This window comes from Bradyrhizobium sp. GCM10028915, from assembly GCF_042666195.1.
GTDB lineage: Bacteria > Pseudomonadota > Alphaproteobacteria > Rhizobiales > Xanthobacteraceae > Bradyrhizobium > Bradyrhizobium canariense_D.
Map to the genome: position 1 here is coordinate 1 of NZ_JBHTFN010000076.1, position 5,793 is coordinate 5,793.

A 5,793-nucleotide genomic window follows, 5' to 3' on the forward strand; every position below is an offset into this window, starting at 1 on the left:
CAGCGGGCTTTGTCCGCGCAAACAGGCCGGACATCTGATAGCAAGCGATCTGGCCAAAAGTCTGCTACAATCCTGACAAGTGGGGGGCCGTCCACATCTGCAATTTGTACTCGATCACCACCAACCAGGCCGCCATCAGTGCGCTGTTCCGCGTCGTCAACCGGTACGTCGGCAACCTGGCGCCGATGCCGGGCGTGTTTCCGGACTACACGGCACCGATCCTCCGGACCGGCGCCGAGGGCCGAGAGCTCGTCACCGCGCGCTGGGGCATGCCCTCGTCGGCGCACGCGCTCAAGGAGGCGACCAAGAAGCGCGCCGCCAAGCTGGAGGCCAAGGGCAGGCCCGTCGACTTCAAGGAATTGCTCCGGATGGAGCCGGATTCTGGAACCACCAACATCCGCAACGTGAAGAGCAAGCACTGGACGCGCTGGCTCGGCCCGGAGAACCGATGCGTGGTGCCGTTCAACTCGTTCAGCGAGTTCAACAAGGCCGAAGGCGGCGACATCTGGTTCGCGCTCGACGAGACCCGCCCGCTCGCGTGCTTCGCCGGCATCTGGACCAACTGGACATCGGTCCGGAAGGTCAAAGAGGGCGAGACCACCAATGACATCTACGCGTTCCTGACGACAGAGCCGAACGCCGAGGTGGGCGCCATCCACCCGAAGGCGATGCCGGTGATCCTGACGACGCCTGAGGAGGTCGAGACCTGGATGACTGCGCCGGCGGACGAGGCGCTGAAGCTGCAGCGGCCGCTTCCGGACGGGGCGTTGCGAGTCGTCGCGCGAGGCGTGAAGGAAGATCCCTCGCCGGCCACGTAGCGCTCGGCTCAGGCGCTTCGGAACACGTGGACAAGCCCCAGCTCTGCCGAAATCCTGCTCCGCGCTAGACTAACCGCCCGGAACGAGCAAGGGGGCGGAAGGATTCGCCCCGGCAGGAGCCGATCTCGATGCTGATGTTCAAGGAAAAGGCGGGCCTCAGTGCTGCAGAAGGCCGGCGCCAACCGAGAGTGCGAGGAGCATGGCTGGATGCAGGACCGCGCCGACCCGCACGCCTGCGTACACCCGGCGGCCCGACCACTTCGACGCCGCGCCATGTCCCATATTCCGCTCCTTTTTCGGCTCACGCGACCAACGATTTGCTATGCCCGAGCTCGCCATCAACGAGGACTCGCCTGGCCCTCATACATGAAGGTCATGGGCTTCAGTCCATTCATGTAGCCGGTGTGCATCTCTTCGATATGAAAGCGGTTCCTGCGAAGAACGTCAGCAATGTCTCGGTTGAGACGACAACCGCCTGAGATGCGCCTCCATGTGGGCGTCAGGCGATCTTGCCACCACCGCACGCGCGGTTCGGGCGCGCGGCCGTGCTCGACGAAGCCTAACTTACCGCCCGGCTTCAGCACCCGGCGGGCCTCGGCGAGCGCGCGGTCGACATCCGGGATGCTGCACATCGTCCAGGTCGTCACGACTGTATCCATGCTGCGGTCCCCAATCGGAATCGCCTCGGCGGAACCTTCGACGAATTCGACGGGAATACCAGGGTGTCGAGCGTGGCGGGCCATCTCGAGGAGCTTCGGACGGGGTTCGAGCCCCACCACTTGCTTCACGGCTGGCCCGTAGAAGGGGAGATTGGGGCCAGACCCGATGCCGATCTCGAGCACGCGGCCCTGCGCCGCACGGATCGCCCGCACGCGATAGGGCAAAAGCTCCTTGTTGCGCATCGCGAGATCGCAAAGTCTCGGAAGGATGAAGTCGTTGTATAAGCCCATCCCAGCATCTCCCAACATGGCCGTTCGAAATCGCTGAGCTCGTCGGGTGCCAAGATCACGGCCGCGCGATCATCCACATGCTGGCGCCGGCGCGCCAGTCTGCGGGCCGCCCTTCCCGGAATCCGTTTTCAAGCGGAGATCGCATTCCCAGAAGATCACCGGAATCACGATCAGCGTCAGCAGCGTCGAAAGAGATCGAGCCCATCATCGCACCGCAATCCGCAGATTACTCGCATTCCCCGACTAGCGACAACGCCGGACCGCTCCCATGGTTCTAGGTTCGAGCTTAGCAGGCATGATCCGGTCGAACTCATCGCGCGAGCGGCATGTAGCGGCGGCAGTCCCACGCGACCAGGTGAACTGCTTAGCGCCCCTTGGGCCCACCCTGATATCGCCGGCCATCCACCGTGGGAACGGTCGCTGGGCGGGCGAAATCCGGTGCGGGCGCTTCGTACGCGAAAGCGGCATTAGGGTTTGAGCGGGTCGTGAACGCTTCGGACCTCGTGACCTCGTTTGGCCAATAGCGCTTGTCGCTGATCGTCTCGCCCGCCTGGGCCGCGCCTGCAGCGACAATAAGCGGCAGTAGAAGCGACGTCGTCGCAATCATTTTCTTCAACATGGTCCGGCTCCATTTTCGAAATCGCACTTGATGTGCGCTTCTTGATGGAGTTCGTGTCTTTCGCGGTTTCGGTTACAAGATCACGCGGAGGTGACGGCCGCGCCGTCACCATCTCAGCAATCGTGGCCCCAGGAGCGCCCCCGCCAACGTGCACACCGCGATTGTGCCCCCGTACCAGACGGTCACGAACGGCAGCGAGTCGTCGGTGCAGTGCAGCGCGTAAGCCATCGCACTGATGCTGCCGGCGACGAGGCCGGCGAACGCGCCGGCTCGGACGAGGTCGGTAGGGGCCGCCCTACGGGTCGCCCAGATCACGAGCGCGAACGGCACGATGGCGATCAGCGGTATGGACAGAAGGCACTCGGCCCACTCGTCTCCCAGCAGCATCCGGTCCCAATGGGCGGCGGGAGCTCCTGCCAAAACGGCCGCGGCGATCGCGACCGAAGCTACGAAGGGCGCGCTGATCGCCAGAAAGGATACCCTTGCCTCGCCTCCGGGCCGGGCGACCCGTATCAGATAGAATGCCGCGACCACAAAGATGGCGGCAGCGAACACCAGCTTGGCGGCTACGAAACCCACGGCAGGCGACGCCGCGAGGTCGGGGCGCATCCCGAGCGAAGCGATCGCGATGCAGACGGCGAAAGCTCCGCCCATCAGCAAGGCAGCGGTGAACCTGCGCCCAACCATCGTCCGGTCGACCGGTCGGGCGCTGCGTGCGAGAGCGTCGATCAGGTCTTCGGTCCTCATGCGCGCGTCTCTCTGCCGATGAGAGCCGCCAGCGCCTTCAATCCGCGATGGATGGTGATCTTCACGTTGGATTCCGACATCCTGTAGCGCGCGGCCGTCTCGGCGACGCTCTTGCCTTCGAGCTTCACGGCTTGGATCGTGCGGCGAGTCGTCTCGGGCAAGCTGGCGAGCAGCCGTCCGAGGTCGCGTGTACTCTCGATCGCGTCCTCGTCGCCCGTTCCGACCAGATCGAGATGGTCGTCGATCGGAACGCTTGCCGCCGAGAGCCGGTTCCGCCGCAGGTGATCCACCATCTTGTAGCGGGCGAGCGCGTGGATCCATGGCGTTAACGGCTGCGCGACATCGAACGTATGCCTCTTGAGGTGGATGGCAAGCAGCGCCTCTTGCGTGAGATCTTCCGCCTCCTCCGCTCCCCGTCCGCTCCGGATCAGGTGTCGCTTGTAGTAGCTCCGCAGATGACGGCTGAGGCGATCGAGCAGCGCGCGATGCGCAGCCGCGTCTCCGCCCAAGCCGGCCAGCATCAAGGCCTTCAACTCCAGTTCGGGGCTCTGCATTCCTGACGCTCTTCGAATCGGGCGAAGTCCATGGCCGCGTTAAAGATGTTACCGAAAGTCGACGGCGAACCGACCTAGCAATGTTTCGCGATGAGCCCGGCGATCTCTTCCGGGTCGGCGAAGATCACGGCGGCGCGGTCTCCCATCATGCCGGCCGGCATGATCGCCGGCGCGCCCTTCTCCGGTCCGTCCTGGCTGGAGTCGGTCATGAATCGCAGGTTGCGCTCCCAGAAGGCGCGCGTCTTTCCGTCCGCGGTGGTGACCCGGTAGGTGTCATGACAATAGGCGATCGCCTTCACCTGTTTGGCCGGTTCGAGGCCTTTGAGGTTGGGATCATGCCCGCCGCCCATCATGCCTCCCATCATGCCGCCGCCCATCCCGCCCATGCCTTTCATACCGCGCTGCTGGGCCGTCTGTTGCTGCGCGCCCGGCTTGGTGGCTTCCTTGAGGAAGGCGAGCAGATCCGCGCGGGCATGGGAATCCTTGATGCCTTCGAACGGCATGTCGTTTTCCGGCACCATCGCCTGGGGGTCGGTGAGCCATCCGTCGAGCGAGCGGTCATCCCAAATGATCCCCGACGACTTCAGCGCGTCGGAGTAGCGCTCGAAGCTCGGCAGCGAGCCGGCCTTGCGCCCCCAAACGCCGGCCAGGCTCGGGCCCGTCATGTTGCGGTCGGGCCGGAGCGAGTGGCACGGGGCACACGCCCTGAAGTCCTGCCGACCTCGCGATGGAGCGCCTTCCGCAAACGCGGGCGACAGCAAGGCCGTTGCGGTGAGTACGACGACTGCAAGTCTCTTCATTTTCGGCCTCCGTGCGTCAGGAGCGGAGATACTTGATCAGCGCTGCGGCTGCGAGCACCAGAACGACGATCGCAAGCAGCCACAGAAGTCCCATTCCCCACATCATTCCCGGCATCATGTGTTGCATCATGGTTCATCTCATTCGGCTGGCTCGTGAACCAGTTGGAGGCGTTTGGCCCGGTTTCGGACTCGTGGCGGAGGCTTTCGATCGCCGCGCGGTAATCCGAAGCCCTTCACCAGGCCGAAGATCGCCGGAATGACGATCAGCGTCAGCAGCGTTGACGAGATCATGCCGCCGATCATCGGCACCGCGATGCGCTGCATGATCTCGGAGCCAGTCCCGGTGCTCCACATGATCGGCAGCAGGCCCGCCATGATCGCGACCACCGTCATCATCTTGGGCCGCACGCGCTCCACCGCGCCCTCCATGATGGCGTCATAGAGATCGCCGCGGGTCAGGGCCCTCCCCTCGGTGGCACGTCGCGCCTCGATCTCCGCCAGCGCCTGGTTGAGATAGATCAGCATGACGACGCCGGTCTCTGCGGCGACGCCGGCAAGCGCAATGAAGCCAACGGCGACCGCCACCGAAAGGTTGAAGCTCAACCACCACATCAGCCAAAGCCCCCCGACCAGCGCGAACGGCAGCGAGAGCATCACGATCATCGTCTCACTGATCGAACGGAAGTTCAGGTACAGCAGCAGGAAGATGATCAGCAGCGTCACGGGCACGACGATCTTCAGCCGCGCGGTTGCGCGCTCCAGGTATTCGTATTGACCACTCCACATCACGTAGTAGCCCGGCGGAAACTTGATGCTGGCCTGCACAGAGGCTTTGGCGTCCGCGACGTAGCCCCCGAGGTCGCGATCGCGGATGTCGACGTAGATGTAGGTCGCGAGCTGGCCATTCTCGGTCCGGATCGAGGTCGGCCCGCGCGCCGGCGCGACCTTGGCAACCTCGCCGAGCGGTACCGCGCCGCCCGCGGGCATCGGCACCAGCACATCGTTGGCGATGGCCTGCGGATTGTCGCGCAGATCGCGCGGATAGCGCATGTTGACGGTGAAGCGCTGCCGCCCTTCCACGGTCGTGGTCACGGTCTGGCCGCCGAGCGCAGTCGCAATCGTGTCCTGAACGTCCTGGACCATGATGCCGTAGCGCGCCAGCGCGGCACGGTTGGGGGTGACTTCCAGATAGTAGCCGCCGATGCCACGCTCGGCATAGGCCGATGAGGTGCCCGGCACGGCCTTGAGGACCTGCTCGATCTGCTTGGCGAGCTTGTCGATCTCGACCAGGTCGGTCCCGATCAC

At 64.5% G+C, this 5,793-nt stretch carries 7 protein-coding genes; 1 reads left to right on the plus strand and 6 read right to left on the minus strand.

Annotated features, from left to right (window positions below):
• Nucleotides 1–95: 95 nt before the first annotated feature.
• Nucleotides 96–818 (plus strand): SOS response-associated peptidase, encoded by a 723-nt coding sequence (locus tag ACFQX9_RS38605; RefSeq protein ID WP_377792191.1) that lies wholly within the window; start codon nucleotides 96–98, stop codon nucleotides 816–818.
• Between the two features lie 338 nt (nucleotides 819–1,156).
• On the opposite strand, the gene ACFQX9_RS38610 is transcribed toward ACFQX9_RS38605, so the two are convergent.
• The 6 genes from ACFQX9_RS38610 to ACFQX9_RS38635 all read right to left on the minus strand — a co-directional run.
• Complete coding sequence (locus ACFQX9_RS38610; RefSeq protein WP_377792182.1) at nucleotides 1,157–1,768, minus strand: class I SAM-dependent methyltransferase; 612 nt, start codon at nucleotides 1,766–1,768, stop codon at nucleotides 1,157–1,159.
• A gap of 364 nt (nucleotides 1,769–2,132) precedes the next feature.
• Nucleotides 2,133–2,387: a hypothetical protein gene (locus ACFQX9_RS38615; RefSeq protein WP_377792184.1), complete on the minus strand. Its 255-nt coding sequence runs from the start codon at nucleotides 2,385–2,387 to the stop codon at nucleotides 2,133–2,135.
• 105 nt (nucleotides 2,388–2,492) lie between these two features.
• A complete protein-coding gene (locus tag ACFQX9_RS38620) occupies nucleotides 2,493–3,134 on the minus strand; it encodes an NrsF family protein (protein ID WP_377792185.1) in 642 nt (213 codons plus the stop codon).
• Nucleotides 3,131–3,688, minus strand: a complete 558-nt coding sequence (locus ACFQX9_RS38625; protein ID WP_377792187.1) for a sigma-70 family RNA polymerase sigma factor — start codon at nucleotides 3,686–3,688, stop codon at nucleotides 3,131–3,133. The genes ACFQX9_RS38620 and ACFQX9_RS38625 overlap by 4 nt, the downstream gene beginning before the upstream one ends.
• 74 nt (nucleotides 3,689–3,762) lie before the next feature.
• A complete protein-coding gene (locus ACFQX9_RS38630; RefSeq protein ID WP_377792188.1) occupies nucleotides 3,763–4,449 on the minus strand; it encodes a c-type cytochrome in 687 nt (228 codons plus the stop codon).
• Nucleotides 4,450–4,626: 177 nt separating this feature from the next.
• On the minus strand, nucleotides 4,627–5,793 hold a 1,167-nt coding region (locus tag ACFQX9_RS38635; RefSeq protein ID WP_377792189.1), incomplete at its 5' end, for an efflux RND transporter permease subunit.

Bases quoted from the DNA above. Each gene is read 5' to 3' on its own strand.
- ACFQX9_RS38615 (WP_377792184.1), bottom strand. From the start codon at position 2,387: ATGTTGAAGAAAATGATTGCGACGACGTCGCTTCTACTGCCGCTTATT.
- ACFQX9_RS38620 (WP_377792185.1), bottom strand. From the start codon at position 3,134: ATGAGGACCGAAGACCTGATCGACGCTCTCGCACGCAGCGCCCGACCG.
- ACFQX9_RS38610 (WP_377792182.1), bottom strand. From the start codon at position 1,768: ATGGGCTTATACAACGACTTCATCCTTCCGAGACTTTGCGATCTCGCG.
- ACFQX9_RS38625 (WP_377792187.1), bottom strand. From the start codon at position 3,688: ATGCAGAGCCCCGAACTGGAGTTGAAGGCCTTGATGCTGGCCGGCTTG.